The 18,602-nt window shown below is 45.6% G+C and carries 16 protein-coding genes and 1 pseudogene; 16 read left to right on the top strand and 1 reads right to left on the bottom strand.

Features of this window, described 5'->3' with window-relative positions:
- Window positions 1-148 precede the first annotated feature (148 nt).
- From NTX75_04525 to NTX75_04480, 10 genes and pseudogenes are all read left to right on the top strand, one after another.
- Entirely contained in the window at window positions 149-2,140 is a 1,992-nt protein-coding gene (locus NTX75_04525) for an ASKHA domain-containing protein (GenBank protein MCX5815493.1), read from the top strand.
- Between the two features lie 59 nt (window positions 2,141-2,199).
- Entirely contained in the window at window positions 2,200-2,952 is a 753-nt protein-coding gene (locus tag NTX75_04520) for an AAA family ATPase (protein ID MCX5815492.1), read from the top strand.
- A 116-nt stretch (window positions 2,953-3,068) separates the two neighbouring features.
- Entirely contained in the window at window positions 3,069-3,959 is an 891-nt protein-coding gene (gene folD, locus NTX75_04515) for a bifunctional methylenetetrahydrofolate dehydrogenase/methenyltetrahydrofolate cyclohydrolase FolD (protein MCX5815491.1), read from the top strand.
- A gap of 144 nt (window positions 3,960-4,103) precedes the next feature.
- Window positions 4,104-4,319, top strand: a complete 216-nt coding sequence (locus tag NTX75_04510; GenBank protein MCX5815490.1) for a hypothetical protein — start codon at window positions 4,104-4,106, stop codon at window positions 4,317-4,319.
- An 11-nt stretch (window positions 4,320-4,330) separates the two neighbouring features.
- Window positions 4,331-5,275, top strand: coding sequence for an acetyl-CoA decarbonylase/synthase complex subunit delta (locus NTX75_04505; GenBank protein ID MCX5815489.1), 945 nt, complete (start codon window positions 4,331-4,333; stop codon window positions 5,273-5,275).
- Between the two features lie 231 nt (window positions 5,276-5,506).
- Window positions 5,507-7,453, top strand: a pseudogene (gene cooS / locus NTX75_04500) (anaerobic carbon-monoxide dehydrogenase catalytic subunit).
- A gap of 78 nt (window positions 7,454-7,531) precedes the next feature.
- Window positions 7,532-9,748, top strand: a complete 2,217-nt coding sequence (acsB, locus tag NTX75_04495) for an acetyl-CoA decarbonylase/synthase complex subunit alpha/beta (protein ID MCX5815488.1) — start codon at window positions 7,532-7,534, stop codon at window positions 9,746-9,748.
- A gap of 272 nt (window positions 9,749-10,020) precedes the next feature.
- Window positions 10,021-11,361: an acetyl-CoA decarbonylase/synthase complex subunit gamma gene (gene acsC, locus NTX75_04490; protein MCX5815487.1), complete on the top strand. Its 1,341-nt coding sequence runs from the start codon at window positions 10,021-10,023 to the stop codon at window positions 11,359-11,361.
- 105 nt (window positions 11,362-11,466) lie between these two features.
- Window positions 11,467-12,345, top strand: coding sequence for a dihydropteroate synthase (locus NTX75_04485; GenBank protein ID MCX5815486.1), 879 nt, complete (start codon window positions 11,467-11,469; stop codon window positions 12,343-12,345).
- A 25-nt stretch (window positions 12,346-12,370) separates the two neighbouring features.
- A complete protein-coding gene (locus NTX75_04480) occupies window positions 12,371-12,706 on the top strand; it encodes a cupin domain-containing protein (protein MCX5815485.1) in 336 nt (111 codons plus the stop codon).
- Window positions 12,707-12,713: 7 nt separating this feature from the next.
- Here NTX75_04480 and NTX75_04475 read toward each other — a convergent pair whose 3' ends face one another.
- Window positions 12,714-12,917 (bottom strand): nucleotidyltransferase domain-containing protein, encoded by a 204-nt coding sequence (locus NTX75_04475; GenBank protein ID MCX5815484.1) that lies wholly within the window; start codon window positions 12,915-12,917, stop codon window positions 12,714-12,716.
- A gap of 202 nt (window positions 12,918-13,119) precedes the next feature.
- On the opposite strand from NTX75_04475, the gene NTX75_04470 reads away from it, so the two are divergent.
- From NTX75_04470 to NTX75_04445, 6 genes are all read left to right on the top strand, one after another.
- Window positions 13,120-13,881 carry a TRAP transporter TatT component family protein gene (locus tag NTX75_04470; GenBank protein MCX5815483.1) on the top strand — a complete coding sequence of 254 codons (762 nt, stop codon included), beginning with the start codon at window positions 13,120-13,122 and terminating at the stop codon, window positions 13,879-13,881.
- Window positions 13,882-13,889: 8 nt separating this feature from the next.
- The gene (gene dctP, locus NTX75_04465; protein MCX5815482.1) at window positions 13,890-14,915 is read left to right on the top strand and encodes a TRAP transporter substrate-binding protein DctP; all 1,026 of its coding nucleotides are present in this window, start codon (window positions 13,890-13,892) and stop codon (window positions 14,913-14,915) included.
- The gene (locus tag NTX75_04460) at window positions 14,912-15,412 is read left to right on the top strand and encodes a TRAP transporter small permease (protein MCX5815481.1); all 501 of its coding nucleotides are present in this window, start codon (window positions 14,912-14,914) and stop codon (window positions 15,410-15,412) included. The genes dctP and NTX75_04460 overlap by 4 nt, the downstream gene beginning before the upstream one ends.
- Window positions 15,409-16,671, top strand: coding sequence for a TRAP transporter large permease subunit (locus NTX75_04455; protein MCX5815480.1), 1,263 nt, complete (start codon window positions 15,409-15,411; stop codon window positions 16,669-16,671). The genes NTX75_04460 and NTX75_04455 overlap by 4 nt, the downstream gene beginning before the upstream one ends.
- 336 nt (window positions 16,672-17,007) lie before the next feature.
- Window positions 17,008-17,244, top strand: coding sequence for a hypothetical protein (locus NTX75_04450; protein ID MCX5815479.1), 237 nt, complete (start codon window positions 17,008-17,010; stop codon window positions 17,242-17,244).
- 196 nt (window positions 17,245-17,440) lie between these two features.
- Complete coding sequence (locus tag NTX75_04445) at window positions 17,441-18,514, top strand: omptin family outer membrane protease (protein MCX5815478.1); 1,074 nt, start codon at window positions 17,441-17,443, stop codon at window positions 18,512-18,514.
- Window positions 18,515-18,602: the final 88 nt, after the last annotated feature.

Here is an 18,602-nt window from a genome sequence, read left to right as displayed (position 1 = left end):
TTTATTTTGTTACGATTCGTTCCATGTCCGTATGTTTATTATTATGAACGCCGCTCCACAATTGTTTCAGCAATATTGACGAAAATATTGATATATAATCAGTTGAAAAACAGGGATAATCTGATAATAATATAGGACTGAGGTTTTTATGGCACAATATAGAATCACATTTCTTCCAATGGATAGAGTTTTCATAGCTGAAGATAGCGAGAATCTGCTTGAAATGGCTATGAAATACGGTATCTACATAAACGCATCCTGCGGAGGCAATGCTGCGTGCGGCAAATGCAGGATAAAGATTATTAAAGGGGATGTTTACGCGCCTATCCATCCAAAAATACCCCAATGGGAATATGATGCCGGGATGCGCCTGGCCTGTATGACTATTCCACGTGGTGATGTTACTGTGGAGATACCCCTTGAATCGCAAATTGACCGGTCTGTCTTAAAAAGAAGGCGGCGGGCGCCGCACATTCTTTCTGCCATTGATATTGGTCAGCTTGTGAAAGGATGGGAGGTTGATCCCGCTGTATTTAAACGGTATATCGAACTTCCCGAACCTTCTCTGCAGGACAATATATCGGATCTTGGCAGACTCATGAGGGAGATTAAAAGAAAGCATAATATTGAAAATATATCTGTTGATTTTAAGATTCTCACAAGGCTGAGCAGGATTTTAAGGGATTCCCGTTGGAAGGTTACTGTTACAATTGTTCTTACGAGGAAAGGCTGCAAACTGATTAATATAGAACCTGGCAATACGGAAGATAAAAATTTTTCTATTGTTATTGACATTGGTACGACCACAGTTTGTGGTCAAATCCTTGATCTTGCCAATTGCTCGGCATTAAAGCTGATTGAGCACACAGGCAATGGGAGGGATGTCTGCACAATTGCTGAATCCTCTGATTATAATGCCCAGATCAGTTACGGAGAAGACGTTATTTCAAGAATAATGTACTCCCGGAAAAAGGGGGGATTGAAGAAGCTTAATGAAGTTGTTATCGGAACGATTAATAAGGTTGTAAAAGAACTCCTTGAAACAAGCGGGATCAGCATTGAGCATATATCGCACCTCGTGTTTGCCGGGAACACTACTATGACACACCTTGCCCTCGGGATTGATCCGAAATATATCATGCTTTCACCATATACCCCGACTGCTACACTGATACCGCCTGTAAGGGCAGTGGATCTCGATGTTAACGTGAATGATCATGTGCATGTCTATATATTCCCCTGTGTTGCTTCATATGTGGGAGGTGATGTTGTTGCCGGGGTGCTTGGTTCAGGTATTTTGAAGAGGGATAAAATTACATTGTTTATGGATATAGGCACAAACGGTGAAATAGTTCTTGGCAATAACGATTGGCTCATGTGTGCTTCCTGTTCTGCGGGCCCTGCATTTGAGGGTGGTGGTATTACATTCGGGATGAGGGCAGGGAAGGGTGCTATCGAACAGGTAAAGATTAATCCGACGACCTTTGAACCGATGATCCTCACCATAGGAAGGGTGAAGCCTTTAGGAATATGCGGTTCCGGACTGATTGACATTGTTGCAGAACTGATAGAGGTAGGGCTGATTGACCAGAATGGCAAGTTTATAAGGGATTTACAGACAGAAAGACTCAGGGCAGGGGAGAGTGGTTATGAATATGTTCTTTGTTATTCCCCGGAGACGCAGATAAACAGAGACATTGTCATTACCGAAGCAGACCTGGATAACCTGATCCGCACAAAGGCTGCCATATATGCCGGGTGCAGGATACTTCTTGAAAATGCAGGTCTTTCATTTGGCGATATTGAGATGGTAGTTATTGCAGGCGGTTTCGGGCATTACATCGACATTGAAAAGGCCCAGACTATCGGGCTTTTGCCTGAATTACCCCTTAAACGGTTTATATTTGTGGGTAACGGTTCGCTCCTTGGCGCACGGTTGCTCTCCTTTTCAAAAGGATTTATAGATGAAGCAGAGAGGATTGCAAAGATGATGACAAACCTTGAATTGTCTAATATGAATAAATTTATAGAAGAATTTGTGGCAGCGATGTTCCTGCCGCACACCGATGAGAAGGCATTCCCTGGCGTGATTGCAAGACTGAAGATTAAAAGCAGGAAGCAGGTAGCAGGGGTCAGGTAGCAGGGGTCAGGAAGTTTCTGACAACTGACAACCGACAACTGAAAAAATAGGAGAAGTACATGCCGAAGGTTATAGCGATTGCAGGGAAGGGTGGTGTTGGTAAGACTACTTTTACAGGGATGTTTGTCAGATATATTGTTGAGAAATTAAAGGATGTTCCTGTGCTGGCTGTTGATGCCGATCCTAACTCAAATTTGAACGAATTACTCGGCGTCACTGTAAAAATCTCAATCGGTGATGCCCGTGAGCTTATGAAAAAGGATGTGCCGGCAGGGATGACAAAGGACGTTTGGTTTGAATATAAAGTGAACGAAGCGGTCATTGAAGGAAAGGGGTTTGATCTTCTTGTAATGGGAAGACCTGAGGGGCCGGGATGTTATTGTGCAGCCAACAGTCTTGCAAAAAAATCTATCGATGCATTGAAGGGAAACTATGCCTATGTGGTGGTTGACAATGAGGCGGGTATGGAGCATATGAGCAGGCTGGTTACCCAGGATATTGACCATCTTTACGTGATTTCCGACGCAACGCCCCGTGGTATTTTAACGGCAAAAAGAATACTTGACCTTATCAGGGAATTGAATCTCAATATCAAAAATACTCATGTAGTCATAAACAGATTGGATGAAAAGAAAGAGGAAGGTCTGATGAACCTTGCGACACAGAACGATGTGAAAGTGGATGGCTTAATAAGACACGATGAAATACTTGCAATGGACGATATTGAGGGAAAAACAATATTTTCTCTCAGCATGGAATCAGTTGCGCTTGTCGATGCCTATAAGGTCTTTGAGAAAACGCTAACCAAATAACAATTTCCGAATGTTTCTGCCTGTGCCTCGGAACAAGGCAAACAGTGGGACGGGGCAGACGAGTGGAATTTGGAAGATTGGTTATTGGATATTTGAAGTAATAAAGGGGGCCATATATGTCAGCCAGAATAATCAGTGGTACGGCAATAGCTTCTCAGATTCGAGAGGAAATCAGGCAGGAAGTAATTGATTTAAAGGCACATCATGGAATTGAACCTGGCCTTGTAACCATTATTGTGGGAAAAAATCCTGCATCGATAAGTTATGTGACGGCGAAGCAGAAGACGGCCAAAGAACTTGGTTTTTATTCTGTTCAGGAAGATATGCCGGAGGATGTTTCAGAGACAGCGCTTCTCGAGATGATCGACAAATACAACAAAGACCTTAAAATACATGGTATACTTGTCCAATTGCCGCTCCCGAAGCAGGTTAACGAAACAAAGATTCTCTATGCGATAGACCCGGATAAGGATGTGGATGGTTTTCACCCGGTTAATGTAGGTAAATTAATGATCGGTGAAGCACGATTTTATCCATGCACCCCCTATGGAATTCAGCAACTCCTTATGAGGAGCAATGTGCAGATAGACGGGGCAGAGGTTGTTGTTGTGGGAAGGAGTAATATTGTGGGCAAACCAATTTCCATGATGCTTGTCCAGAAGGCAAAGGGTGCAAACGCAACGGTTACCATGTGTCATACCGGAACAAGAGACCTTGTGTTTCATACAAAAAGGGCTGATATTCTCATTGTGGCAGCGGGTCGACCAAAGGCGATAACTGCTGATATGGTCAAGGAAGGTGTTGTCATTGTAGATGTTGGTGTAAACAGGATTGGCATGACGCCTGAGGGTAAGGCAAAACTATGCGGAGATGTCGATTTTGAGGCATTGAAGGAGAAGGCTGCAGCGATTACACCTGTCCCGGGTGGAGTCGGACCGATGACAATAACAATGCTAATGCTGAATACGGTAAAGGCAGCGAAATATACAGTAGGCAGTAAGCAGTAGGCGGTAAGCAGTTGGTAGAAAGCAGTTGGTAGCCGCAGGCTTTCCCGCCTGGCCATAGCTCTGGCGGACAGGAGCCTGCGTGATAAAATTGATGGACGATATATAATTAATATATAATTAAATGGTAAATGTGACGGAGGTTTTATGAGTGATTACCAATATGAAGAAAAAGAAAATTTTGAAGGCAAAAAAATAAAAGTGTTAGGACCAACGTATGATGAGGGCAAACCGGAAGGGTTGCAGGACTGGAGAATAAAGCTTGGAACCCGTGAAGAAAAAATAGGTTACATAAAAACGGCCCTGAGATACTGGTATAGTAAGGAATGGTACGGAAGCGAGAAACGCAAACAGGAAGCATAACGGGAGGAAGAATGGCTTTTGAAATACCAAAAATAAAGTATACGGGAAGGATAAAGGAAGTAACTATCGGAACCGGATCTGAGGCAATCAAGGTAGGTGGAGAAAGTTGTTACCCCTTTTATGTCTTTGAGGGGGAAATGCCAAACCCTCCGAAAGTAGCCTTCGAAGTGTGGGATTATGAGCCGCAGGACTGGCAGGAATGGGCCGTAGAGCCATTCAGGGATGTCATAAAAGATCCTGTAGCCTGGGCAAAAAAATGTATTGATGTATATGGAGCGGAACTTATTGCACTGCAATTAAAGAGTGCCGACCCGAACGGTATGGACAGGGATGTGGAGGAAGCTGTGGCAGTTGTTAAAAATGTTGTTGATGCTATAGCCGTTCCTCTTATTGTATGGGGTACGGCGAATGATGAGAAGGATGCTACACTATTACGCAGGGTGACAGAGGTGTGCGAGGGTAAAAATGTTGCAATAGGGCCTGTTGCCGAAAAGAATTACAAACAGATAGGCGCCATGGCTATCGGTTATAACCAGATTGTTATGGCATCAACCCCTATAGATGTTAACCTTGCAAAGCAGTTGAATATTCTCCTCGGCAACCTTGGTGTTCCTGATGAAAAGATTGTTGTTGATCCTACAACCGGCGGTCTTGGCTATGGCCTGGAATATACATACTCTGTAATGGAGAGGGACAGAATGGCAGCGCTCACCCAGGAGGATGCAAAGCTCCAGTACCCCGTCATCTGCAACCTTGCTCATGAAGTCTGGAAGACAAGAGAAACGAGACTTACAAAAGAGGAAGACCCTAAACTTGGAGACGAGAAGAAGAGGTCGATATTAATGGAAGCAATCACGGCCATGAGCCTTCTTATGGCAGGGGCCGATATTGTGGTTATGAGACATCCTGATAGCATCGCACTGATTAAGGATATGATTGGGGAATTAACTGCCTGAAGGATATACAATAACCAATGACCAAATTACAATATACAAACAAATTGCAAATCACAATAACCAGAAAGGATAAACCTGCAAAAATTGGAATTTGAATATTGGAGCCCGGAATTTGTTTGTGATTTGGATATTGTAATTTGTAAACTTAAGTTTCAAATATGCTTGGTTAGGTATTTCGTTTGTAATTTGTCTATTGGTTATTGTAATTTGCTTTTGGAATAAGGAGGTTTTATGCCCGAAGATAAAATAAGAAGCATCGATGGCGCAACGATTGAGTTGCTCGATAAGGCTCAGAGAGAAAATATCAGCACCGTATTTTCCCGCGCCGATGATATGAAACCGTGTCCGATTGGTGTTGAGGAGAGCTGCTGTAAAATCTGCGCCATGGGGCCCTGCAGGCTCCCGCGTTCCTAAAAGGATGAGCATAAGGACAGGAAAGGTGTTTGCGGCGCCACAATAGAGACCGTTGTAGCAAGAAATTTTGCGCGCAAGGTTGCTGCAGGTTCAGCGTCCCACAGTGATCATGCGAGGGAGGTTGTAGAGACTTTTATAAAGACGGCACGCGGCGAGGCACAGGGCTTTGCCATTAAAGATGAAATAAAACTCCTTGAAGTTGCCCTTGATTTTGGCATCGAAGTTGAGGGGAGAGACATGAAGGACATTGCCATTGAACTGGGTGAGAAGGCTCTTAAGGAATTCGGAAAACAACGCGGTGAACTTGTATACATAAAAAAGGCACCCCTGAAGAGACAGGATATCTGGAAAAAATATGGAGTTACACCGAGGGGAATAGACAGGGAAGTGGTTGAAATCATGCACAGAACGCATATGGGTGTTGATCAGGACTATGAACATATCCTCCTTCAGACAACACGGTGCGCACTTGCTGATGGTTGGGGTGGCTCCATGATTTCAACGGACCTGCAGGATATTATGTTCGGTACGCCTGTACCTGTTCTTGGGAGTATAAACCTTGGCGTTTTGAAGGAGGATCAGGTAAATGTGATTGTTCATGGACACGAACCATTGCTGCCGGAACTGCTTGTTGTTGCGAGTCGTGACCCTGAAATAAAGAGGCTTGCTGAAAAGGTGGGAGCAAAGGGCATTAACCTTGCCGGCATGTGCTGTTCAGCCAACGAGGTGCTCATGAGGCACGGCATACCCTGTGCCGGAAATTTTCTCCAGCAGGAGCTCGCACTGGTTACCGGTGCAGTGGAGTTGATGACTGTTGATGTCCAGTGTCAAATGCAGGGGCTGCAAAGTGTGGCCGAGTGCTTCCATACAAGGTTGATTTCCACATCAGACAGGGCAAGGATAGAAGGCGCCACACACATGGAATTTCATCCTGAAAACGGGCTTGATACGGCAAAGAAGATTCTAATGATGGCAATTGATAATTACCCGAACAGGAGGCATGCCGTCAATATCCCATCCTATTCCCAGGATATGGTTGCCGGTTTCAGCCATGAGACGATCAATTATCTTCTGGGAGGACTTTTCAGGGCGAGTTACAGACCCTTGAACGATAATATAATAAATGGCAGGATAAGGGGTGTTGCAGGGGTTGTGGGATGCAACAATGTGAGGACCCCCCACGATTCCGGACACATAACTATGATTAAAGAGCTCATAAAGAACGATGTTCTTGTATTAACAACGGGATGTGCTGCCATGGCCTGTGGAAAGGCCGGGCTTTTAACACCGGAAGCAGCGCGTGAATTTGCCGGATCAGGATTGGCTGAGGTATGTGAAACAGTGGGGATACCGCCTGTTCTTCATATGGGCTCTTGTGTTGATAACTCAAGAATCCTTATTGCCGCAACAGCCATGGTGAAAGAAGGGGGGCTCGGTGATGATATAAGCGATCTCCCGGCTGCAGGGGCGGCACCGGAATGGATGAGCGAAAAGGCCCTTGCTATAGGCCAATATTTTGTAGCATCAGGGGTCTTTACGGTCTTTGGTACCACATGGCCAACATCAGGCAGCGAGAAGGTGACACGTCACCTTTTTGAGGGATACGAGGAAATGTTCAAGGCCATGTGGGCATACGAACCCGATCCAATAAAGGCTGCCCGTCTCATGATAGAGCACATAGACAAGAAAAGAAAAGCCCTTGGCCTTGATAAGGCGCGGGAAAGGGTGTTGTTTGATATGGCAATGAGAAGGGCAATGGCATGAAGTACATTGCGTTGATCAACGTATCGGCGAACCGGCGAACCGGCGTATCGGCGTTTAAATCGAAAAATGGGGGTATCGATGTCTAAGATTATAGCATCGGCGGCAATAAGAGGAGCACATAAAATTTACAATAAGGCTGAAGAAAAACATAGGGAAGCCCTGGAAAGATTTGGACCAAAACAGGAGGTTGGTTTTCCCAATACCGCTTATTATCTCCCCATCATATATGCCATGACGGGTATAGGTGTATCAAAGTTAGAAGATATGCGAAGAGTTCTTGATATCTGTAAAAGACTTATTCCGCCTCCCGTAAAGGAGAAGACTCCTCTCCCTTACCTTGCCCCGGCCCTTGATGCCGGAATGGCGACCTTTTTTGCTGAAGAAATAATAGAGGCCATCAGGTACCTCGAGGAACCGGGTTTTTACCTTGCCAACAGTGAAGAAGTAAATCCTTCAGATAAGGGGGGATTATGGCTGGGCGCAGCGAATGATGTGATTTTCAGAAAGAGGGGCGTAGAGTTTGTAGATGGAACAGCGCCAGGTTTTGCTGCTATCGCCGGGGCCGTTCCTGACCCGCAGACTGCTGCCCGGATTGCCCTTGAATTGCAGGAAAAGAATCTCTATGTCTTTATGTGTGCCGGGCATGAGGGGAACAGGTTTTCCGAGCAACTTATCGAAGCGAATGTTCAGATAGGATGGCCAACACGTCTTGTCCCGTTTGGCCCGGATATATCTGCCGCTGTTTTTGCAATAGGTTTTGCGTGCCGTGTTGCCATGGCCTTTGGCGGTATCAAACCGGGAGACTTCAGGAGAAACCTTATTTACAACAAAGACAGGACATATGCCTTTGTCCTTGCCCTTGGAAATGTGACCGATGAATGGTATGCCAATGCAGCAGGCGCAATAAACTGGGGATTTCCCACTATAGCGGATACGCCCATCCCGCAGGTTTTACCCACAGGTATATGCACCTATGAGCATGTAGTTTCTAACATTTCCCATGACCAGATAGTGCAGAAAGCGGTTGAGGTAAGGGGTCTCAAGGTGCAGGTTGCTAAAGTTCCAATCCCTGTTTCTTATGGACCTGCATTTGAGGGTGAAAGGGTGCGTGGTGAGGAAATTTACCTCGAAATGGGTGGCGGCAGGACTATCGCGGTTGAGTGGACGACGACGAGAAGGATGGAAGAGGTGGACGACGGAAAGGTTGAAGTAATCGGACCTGATGTAGACGATGTTAAGCCGGGAACAAGACTGCACTTTGCAATGCTCGCAGAGGTTGCAGGGCGGAGTTTTCAGGAAGACTTTGAACCTATCCTTGAGCGCCAGAACCACCATCTGATCAATCAGGCGCAGGGTATTATGCACATCGGCCAGAGAGATATTGCATGGATAAGGGTCTCAAAGCAGGCAGTAGAAAAAGGTTTTAAGCTGGAGCACATAGGGAAAATAATTCATGCAAAATATCATCAGGATTTTGGAGCAATCTTTGATAAAGTTCAAATAAAGATTTATACAGAAGAAGAAAAGGTAAAGGAGATACTCGAGCAGGCGAGGGCGTCGTATAATCACAGGGACGCAAGAGTTGAAGGTATGACAGATGAGAGCATTGATACCTTTTACTCCTGTATTTTATGCCAGTCTTTTGCCCCCAATCATGTATGCGTCATAAGCCCTGAACGGACAGGCCTCTGTGGCGCCTATAACTGGCTTGACTGCCGTGCTGCCTTTGAAATAAGTCCTGAAGGACCGAATCAGCCCATTCAGAAAGGTGAGTGCCTTGATGAAATGCTTGGCCAGTTTAAGGGATGCAATGAATATGTCAGCAAGGCATCGAGACAGAAGGTTCAGAATGTCAGCTTATACAGCCTTATGGTAGATCCCATGACAACGTGCGGGTGTTGTGAGTGCATTGCTGCCATAATGCCCATGTGCAATGGTATAATGACAGTGGACAGGGATTTTACGGATATGACTCCCTGCGGTATGAAATTTACAACCCTTGCCGGTTCTGTGGGTGGCGGCGCACAAAGCCCGGGTTTCCTGGGACACAGCAAGTACAACATAGCACAGAGGAAGTTTTTAAAAGGCGATGGCGGTCTTTTGAGACTTGTATGGATGCCGAAACGATTGAAAGAAGAGATCAAGGAAAGGTTGCAGAAGAGGGGGGAAGAACTTGGCATACCGAACTTCATTGATATGATCGCCGATGAAACGGTTGCAATTACCGAAGACGAGGTACTGGAGTATATAACAGCAAAGGGCCATCCATGCCTTACGATGGATTCGTTGATGTAAAGGCAGTGAATAGTAGATAGTGAATAGTATATAGTAGATAGTAGATAGTGAATAGTAGATAGTAGATAGTGAATAGTAGATAGTGAATAGTAGATAGTAGATAGTGAATAGTGAATAACCTTTGGGGAAATGGATATTGGAAAAGATACGAAACTTTAAGGATTTAAAAATTTGGCAAAAGTCGATGGAACTGACATCCAGACTGTCTCTGTTTTTTAGCTATTCACTATTCACTAATGACTATTCACTGAATTTTAATAAAGGAGTAATATATGGCGCTTTCCGGAATACAGATATTTAAGCTTCTTCCAAAGACAAATTGTGGTGAATGCAAGTTCCCTACCTGTCTTGCTTTTGCCATGGGGCTTGCAGCAGCGAAGGCCGAGCTCGATGCATGTCCCCATGTATCCGATGAGGCAAGGGATCAGCTTTCTGATGCGAGTGCTCCTCCCATAAGGCAGGTATCGATTGGAATTGGAGATTATGGGATAAAAATAGGCGGCGAGACGGTTATGTTCAGGCATGAAAAGACGTTTTTTAATAAGCCTGGCATTGCTATTCTCATCAGCGACAGCATGGATGATGACGAGGTAGATAAAAGATTCTCAAGGCCTGGACAATTTCAATATGAGAGGGTCGGGTTAACATTGAGACCGGAACTTTTTGCCCTGAAGGAAACGGGAAATAAAGAAAAATTTCTTAATATGGTGAAAAAGGCCTGTACCGAATCTTATGGCATTATCCTTATATCAGGTGACCCGGCCATAATGAAAGAGGCTCTGGAGATTGCGAAGGACAGGAAGCCCCTCATTTATGCAGCCACTGGAGCTAATTACGAGGTATTCGGTAATCTTGCAAAGGAATATGCCTGTCCTTTAGCCGTGAAAGGGCAAGGGATTGAAGAGGTGGCAGGCTTAACTGATAAGCTGACCGGAATGGGTTTGAAAGATCTGGTGATCGATACCGCAACACGCACATTAAAAGAAGGCTTCCACGAGCAGATAATCATTCGCAGGGCTGCCCTTTTGAGTAAATTTAAACCATTAGGGTTTCCTACCATTACCTTTCCCTGCGAAATGACGGGTGATGTTATGAAAGAGGCGTTAATTGCATCCACGTTTATCGCCAAGTATGCAGGCATCATTGTGCTGAGCGATTTTTCGGGCGAGTCTCTTTTTCCTCTTCTCCTCCAGAGGTTGAACATATATACGGATCCGCAGAGACCTATGACTACGAAGGAGGGCATCTATCCAATCAACAACCCCGGTGAGGATTCTCCTGTTTTGGTAACGTGCAATTTTTCACTCACGTATTTTATTGTCAGTGGTGAAATAGAGAATTCGAGGGTACCGGCATGGCTTTGCGTCATGGATACTGAAGGCTTGTCGGTAATGACAGCATGGGCAGCAGGAAAGTTTGTCGGCGATACTGTAGGAGCCTTTATAAAAAAATGCGACATTACCGAAAAAATAACGCATAAAAAGGTTATTATCCCTGGCTATTCTGCGGCAATACTGGGAGACCTTGAAGAAGAACTTCCAGGATGGGAAATCCTTATTGGTCCAAGGGAAGCGGCACACCTACCCGCTTATCTTAAGACATGGAAAACATAAGGGCGAAGGGTTCAAGGGGTCAAGGGGCAGAGGGTTCAAGTATTTTTAAACCCTTAAACCCTGGAACCCACGACCCCTCGAACCCTGCTTTTAAAGGAGGAAGCCATGTTGTTAATCGGTGAAAACCTTAATGTTATATCCAGAAAGATCGGTGATGCCTTAAGGCAGAGAGACCCCGTACCGATAAAAGAGATGGCCCTTGCCCAGGCAAAGGCAGGTATGGATATGATTGATATAAACCTTGGTCCGGCAAGGAAAGAAGGGCCGGAACTGATGGAATGGGTGGTAACGACCGTCCAGGAAACGGTTGATCTTCCCCTCTCCCTTGATACTACGAATATTGAGGCTATGGAGGCGGGCCTGCGTGCGCACAGAGGGAAGGCGCTCATTAATTCCATATCTGCACGGCCTGAGCGAATCAAGTCACTTATGCCCCTTGCCGGGAAATATAACGCAGGTTTTATCGGACTTACGCTCGGGGTAGAGGGTATACCAAGAGACGCCAATGAGAGAGGCTTGCTGGCAGCACAGCTTATTGCAGAGGCGGCAAGTTATAGAATACCGGAAGAAGATATCTGGTTTGACCCGATTGTGCTTCCGATTAATACCCAGCAGATACAGGTTCAGGGTTGCACTGAATTCGTTATGATGCTTACAGACCTTGCACCCGACTCAAAGTCCACCTGTGGGCTCTCAAATGTATCAAACGGAGCCCCTGCTCATCTCAGGGGGATTTTAAACAGGACCTACCTTATCATGATCAAACGATACGGCATGTATTCTGCTATTGTCGATGCCTTTGATGCGGAACTGAAGTCAATTGCAAAAGATGAAAGGCCTGAGATTGAGAGCCTTGTATATAGAATAATGGACGGAGACAGTATTGATATGTCTGTGCTTTCGAAGGAACAGGCTTATTATGTAAAAACAGCCAAAGTCCTCCTCGGGCAGACCCTTTATTCCGATTCCTGGCTGGAACTTTAATTCAGAATATACCTATATCATTGAAATGAAAAATCTTTTTAAAAACCTCCCTGAGTCCGTTCAGAAAGAAGTATTTGAAGTGATTATCGAAAACAAAGATATCAGGCTTGAAAGAATAATATCCTGTGGCCATGCAACCCCGCCAGGGGAGTGGTATGACCAGAATAGCGATGAATGGGTGTTTTTGCTTCAGGGCAGCGCCGGATTATGTTTTGAAGATGAAAAGCATACAAGGACCATGAAGCCCGGTGATTATATCCATATTCCTGCCCGTAAACGACATAGAGTTGAATGGACTGACCCGACGCAGAAGACCATATGGCTGGCGTTACATTGTAAAGCTAAGAAGGCAGGTATATAAAGAAGATTCATTCTCTTATCCTCTCCATGCCTTCGGGAGAATTTGTAAAATAATCAGGCGTTCTGGTTCTGATGCAGATGTCAACGTCGCCGTCATCACGCACTTCACCGCGAGCAACCGATCCGAAGACACCAAGGGAAATGATGCCACACCTATCTCCGTACCTGTTTTTAAAGTCGCGCAAAAAAGATAAAATGTCGTCTCTGCTCACGCTATTTAAGCATTGCCTTAGAAAATATTTTGTGGTAACACGTTACGGATAAGATTTTTATTGAATGTATAAATTCACATTACAAGAGATGAAACTTTTGCAAATCCCTATTCTACTTTGTGTAATATGTCTTTTTCTATTAACCGGTTGTCTGCCGAATAAGAAGTTAACTGTTGCGGCGACATCGACATTGCTGGAAGGGGTGTCAAAATCTGCCTTTCAACAATCTGACCTTAAGCTGGTCCGTGAAGGAATTCCCGCCTATCTGATGTTGATGGACGGCATGATCGAGTCGGTGCCGGACAATGAGCAGTTGCTCATCAATGCTGCTCAGATCTATTCTTCCTTTGCCACGGCCTTTATGGAGGAAACCGATCCGGAGTATGCAAAGCTGCTCTACGGGAGGGCAAGGCATTACTCTCTGCGATCCTTGGAGATAAGGGGGCTCAAGGACCCTGCTCAGAGCCTCTTTGACGATTTCAGGGAAGGTGTGAAGGCCTGCGGCAAGAAAGATGTCCCCTATTTGTTTTGGGCAGCCACCTCCTGGGGAAACTGGATCAAGTTGAACCTGGATTCGATGGAGGCCCTGGCTGAGCTTCCAAGGGTTGAACTGATGATGAAAAAGGTACTCGAACTCGACGAAGGTTTTTATTATGGCGGGCCTCACATCTTTATGGGGATATGGTTTGCCTCCTGGCCCAGAGACGCCGGCGGAGACCTGGAAAAGGCTCAAAAACATTTTCAGAGGGCTTTAGAGATGGGGCAGGGCAAATTTTTAATGACTTATGTCTATTATGCAAACTTTTACGCACGGCAGGCCATCGACAAAGACCTTTTCGTTTCAACCCTTCAGAAGGTTCTGGATACTCCTGTTGATATATTGCCGGAGGTAACACTCCTTAATGCGGTTGCCAGGAAAAAGGCAGCGGACCTGTTGAATCATAAAGAGGAAATTTTCGAATAGGAGCAGATATGAACATTTGCAGTGGAATCAAATTTATTGGGCTCTTGTTGCTGGCATGTCTTCTTTTTATCGGGCCGGCACACGGGGTTGAGAAAGGGGTTGTCATCAAGCTGGCCACCTTGGCCCCGGAGGGAAATTCCTGGGTTAAGATGCTCCATGCCTTAAATACTGAAGTGATAAAAAAGACCGAAAACAAGGTTCAGCTTAAGATTTATGCCGGAGGAGTGCTGGGCGATGAGAATGATATGCTTCGAAAGATGAAGATTGGCCAAATTCAGGCTGCAGCCCTGACCTCAGCAAGCCTATCAGCGATATTTAAAGAGATCAATGTCCTGCAAATCCCTTTTCTCTTTCAAAATTACGATGAAGTCGACCTCATTTTGGAAAAAATGGATACATTTCTCAAGAAGGGCTTTGAAGATAATGGATACGTACTCTTGGGTTTTTCCGAGGTAGGGTTTGTCTATCTCATGTCCTCCACTATTCCTATCTCCAGCGTAGCGGACATCAAAAAGGGAAAGGTCTGGATCCAGGAAGAATCTCACGTGGCCAAGGCAGTCTTCGATGCGGCCAAAGTGACGGCCATTCCTCTTTCTATTCCTGATGTTTTAGTGGGTCTCCAAACCGGTTTAGTGGATGTTGTTTATATTCCTCCCTCCGGGGCCATCTCGCTCCAGTGGTTTACTAAAGTGAAATACCTGACAAATGTTCCCCTTGCCTATGTGGCAGGCGCTATCGTCATCAGTAAAGATGCATTTAACCGTTTGTCGCCTGCCTATCAGGCTATTCTCCTTGAGAGCTCCCAGCGTCATCTGAGCCAATTGAAGGCAATAACGCGAAATGAAAATCAGGAGGCAACCAAAGTAATGGTGAAGCAGGGGGTAAAGATCATAACCCCTTCAAAGAATCAGATTGATGAGCTCAGACAACTGTCTAATGATGCCATGGGCCGCATTAGCGGAAAAGCCTTTTCCCGGACAACCGTGGATGATGTAACTTCTCAGTTGACAAATTACCGGAAGGGAGTGAAATGACGGATCAATGGGAACGGATCGATGAAGTCATCGGTCGGGTGGAGCAGATTCTCCTTGTAATCCTGTTAAGCGCCCTTATTCTCATCGCCTTTTCTCAGATTATACTTCGAAACCTTTTTTCTACCGGTATTGCCTGGGGAGATGCCCTTGTCCGGGGCCTCGTTTTATGGACAGGATTTATCGGGGCTACTATTGCAGTACGGGAAGGCAAACACATTTGCATCGATGTGTTTGCCCGATGGTTATCGCCGAAGGGAAAGGGGGTTGTTGCAATTATTATCAATGCCTTTTCGTTTTTGGTTTGCTGTTTCCTGACCTTTGCCGCCCTGAAATTTATTAATAATGAGTTCCAGATGAAGAGTGTAATCTTCCTGGGAATTCCGTCCTGGGTCTCCGAAATCATTCTTCCTGTTACCTTCGGCATAATGGCCTTACGATATTTTTTTTATTTCCTTAAGAGTATTCTCATAGTTCACCAGCAGGAAAGAGAAGGATGACCCTCTTTTTCGTTATTTGTGCCCTTTTTCTTTTGATGCTTCTTGGCGTTCCCCTTTTTATCGTTATTTCCGGCCTGACCCTCTGTTTGCTGTTTTCCGGTCACATTGACTCCTCGGCCATGATCATCGAAATGCATCGAATAGCGACAACCCCAATCCTTGTCGCGATCCCCCTCTTCACCTTTGCCGGTTATCTTCTTTCCGAGAGCGGTGCGCCAAGGAGATTAATCAGACTTTCCAATGCAATATTAGGTTGGTTGCCCGGCGGGGTATCGATGATCGCGCTCCTCACCTGTGCTGTCTTTACCGCTCTCACAGGCGCGACAGGCCTCACTATCATAGCCATGGGGGGTATTCTCTTCCCTGCCATGTTAAAAGGAAAATACCCGGAACCATTCTCTCTCGGACTCTTAACCACATCAGGGACATTGGGTCTTCTCTTTCCCCCGAGCCTCCCTCTGATCCTTTATGCCATCGTGGCAAAGGTACGGATTGACGAACTGTTTCTGGGCGGCATTTTGCCTGGAATACTCCTGATTCTCCTCCTTGCCCTGTTTTGTTTCAACAAGGCGATTGCAGTCAAAGTTCCGCGCACCAGTTTCAACGTACCGGAGGTCTTCAGGGCAGTGAAGGATTCAATCTGGGAACTTCCGCTCCCTATTGTGGTCCTGGGAGGCATCTATGGCGGATACTTTGTGGTAAGTGAAGCAGCCGCTATTACCGCGACCTATGTGCTTGTGGTGGAGGTATTCATCTACAGAGATATTAAGTGGAGAGAGTTGCCGAAGATTATGAAAAAAAGCATGGTGCTGGTAGGGGGGATCCTGATCATCCTGGGAGCGGCCCTCGGTCTGACGAATTATTTAATCGATGCAGAACTCCCCATGAGGACATTGAATTTTCTAAAGGCCCATATTACGAGCCCCTTCCTTTTTCTTATCATGCTCAACTTCTTCCTTTTAGCGGTCGGGTGCATTATGGGCATGTTTCCCGCGCTGACCGTTGTAGTTCCCCTTATTACCCCTGTCGCCCAGGCCTATGGAATTCATCCTATTCACCTGGGGATCATCTTCCTGACTAATCTGGAGATCGGGGCCTCCATACCCCCCCTGGGGATCAACCTCTTCATCTCCAGCATCCGCTTCAACAAACCGATATTAAGCCTCTACTTTGCTTCACTTCCATTCATCGGCATCCTTCTCATCGGCCTTGCGATCATCACCTATCTTCCCTGGCTGAGCCTTGCCTTCTTAAAATAAAACCAATAAAGGTTGGTCTTTCGCGGCCCGTTCCTCTCACTTTACGATGAATAGAGGGGACGGGGACGGATTGCCCCGCGGTAAACCACGGGGTAGTTCGTTTCGCCAACGAAAATGTCCAGTGTGGTAAAGGGGTCTTGTTTTTTTGCACCATCTTAGCGGAATAATAATTGGGGTCGAACCAAACCAACCTATTGAAATAAGTCTTTTTATGCATGGAAAATGGCCAATTTCAGGGCTTAAAGTGCTGTGTTACTTCAGTGAATAGTCGTTAGTGAATAGTGAACAGTTCATCTTATTCACCATTCACCTTCAACCTTCCTTATGAGCGAGTTGGTGAACTACGATCGGAGGCCCGAAGACCTATCCAAGGAAATTGTAGACACAGTGTCTACAACTGCTGATATCTCCGGAAAATCAATACGGGCGCTGTATAACGCTATTTCACTTTTGAAAAATCTTCCTGAGATTCGGACGGCAATTGTCCCTCCGCTGTCGGGATTAAACCGTATGGAAGGGACACTCCCTGTTTACCGCGTTTACAACTTCTTTGCTGATTGCTATGAGCCATGAGCTGTACTCAAAAGAGGGAAGGTGACATCCACAACCGCTGGTTTCCTTCCTGAACTAAATAGTTACCATATCCAACGACCTGTCCATGCTTTCATGTGGTCATTATTATAATGTTAGGAATGATTATTTTCTTGAAAAGCAATCGCCCTTCGGGGAAAATATCTAAACTTTAGTATGGTACAATAAACACTATCTTATGTGGATCAAGATATATAATATTCCGGGAACACATATCTACGGCCCGCCGTTTTTGTTGAGCATGTTATGCCTCGCTATTCTTCTTGTTCTTCATGTTATGGCTTCAATAGTTTACGCCTATGAAAAAGAAGAGACCGTACTACCTGTAAGTAAAGAAACCTCGGCTTTCCAAAAAGAAGGAACTGTCCAGTTTTTTGAGCATCTCTCGCTGGGTGTAAAAGTAAAGCGCCTCTTAAACAGCCACACCTCCTACGAATTCGGCAACCCCTATCCTCCCTATCAGGCACCTCTCAGCAAGTTGGAGTTTCCACTGGACTCGTGGTGGGGCGGGGGAGTGATGAGGTTGAATTTTCCCAGGTTCTCCATGGGCGCTGAAGTGCTCACAAATGCCCTGGGGGATGTCGGCGGGCGTTTCAGAGATTCTGATTGGGAGGATGACAATAACATTACCATGAAAACCACCTATAGTGTTTCGAGATGCCGTATGGAGCCCAGTTACATGACCCAGGGTGATATAGATATGGAAGTCTCCGACTGGCTGGGGCTGCCTTCCTGGTTCAGTCTGCGCCCTATGATAGGACTACGTTATCAGTATTTCCGCCTGGTTGCCCACAACGGAATACAATACGACTTGTGGACAGGGAAGCCCAATATAAACATGCCGCAAAATGGCATCCGCTTTAAACAGACATACTGGCAATACTTTATAGGAGTACGTTCGGGTACAGACCTGGGACAATATGTTGGGGTACCAGACCTCAAATTCAATGCTCAATTGAACTGGGCTTACGTGGAAGGCAGCAACGAAGACACCCATCTGCTCAGAAATGGTGGTAAGCGGTTCACCTATGAGGATACGTATGGTGATGCATGGTATGCTTCTATCGGTCTGAAGAAAGGTTTGACAAAAAACCTCTCTTTGAGCGCCGAAATGGATTATCTCCGTATATATACAACCGGTTCACATCGCTGGTTAATCCGTTCCGAAGGCTTTGACGTAAGCTGTGGTAACGGGGTCAAGGTCTGGTCGGATCAGATAGGTCTCTCACTGACCCTGCAATATAGTTTTTAATGGAGTGTAAAAAATAAAAGTTCATCAGAGATCTGGTTAGACCTTTCTTTATTTTCATAATCCTTGTTAAATACTTCCCGGATTTGTC

It is taken from the genome of Pseudomonadota bacterium, from assembly GCA_026388315.1.
In the GTDB taxonomy this organism is placed as follows: domain Bacteria; phylum Desulfobacterota; class Syntrophorhabdia; order Syntrophorhabdales; family Syntrophorhabdaceae; genus MWEV01.
Note: the sequence above shows the minus strand (reverse complement) of the source record. Positions and strands in the feature narration are given on the sequence as shown.